A 322-nucleotide genomic window follows, 5' to 3' on the forward strand; every position below is an offset into this window, starting at 1 on the left:
TTTGCAGGAGATTGTAGCGTGGATTTCCGAGACAAATTGTTCTGAATATGCTGATTTGGTTGATTATGCTGTGACAGAAAAATTTGATGACTGGTTTCCGACGGTTAGAAGTCAGACAATTTTTTTGGTGGCATATCTTCGTTCGAACCGTCATAAGCCGAAAAATTATGATTTTGAGACTGGGGAAATTTTGAGTGAAGATAAATAAAATCCGATCCGTGAGGTCGGATTTTTTCGTGCGTTCATTCGCACGAATTTGCTCTCTGCAAGAGTCCCTCGGAGGAGCGTTTGCGTTTTGACGAACCGCTAGGTTTGTCAAAAC

The 322-nt window shown here is 41.6% G+C and carries 1 protein-coding gene; it reads left to right on the forward strand.

The features are described 5' to 3' along the window. On the forward strand, window positions 1-208 hold a 208-nt coding region (locus QP381_RS08740), incomplete at its 5' end, for a hypothetical protein (RefSeq protein ID WP_442953418.1). Between the last annotated feature and the right edge of the window lie 114 nt (window positions 209-322).

Origin of the sequence: Pauljensenia sp. UMB6358 (assembly GCF_030216865.1) — a bacterium.
In the GTDB taxonomy this organism is placed as follows: Bacteria; Actinomycetota; Actinomycetes; order Actinomycetales; family Actinomycetaceae; genus Pauljensenia; species Pauljensenia turicensis_A.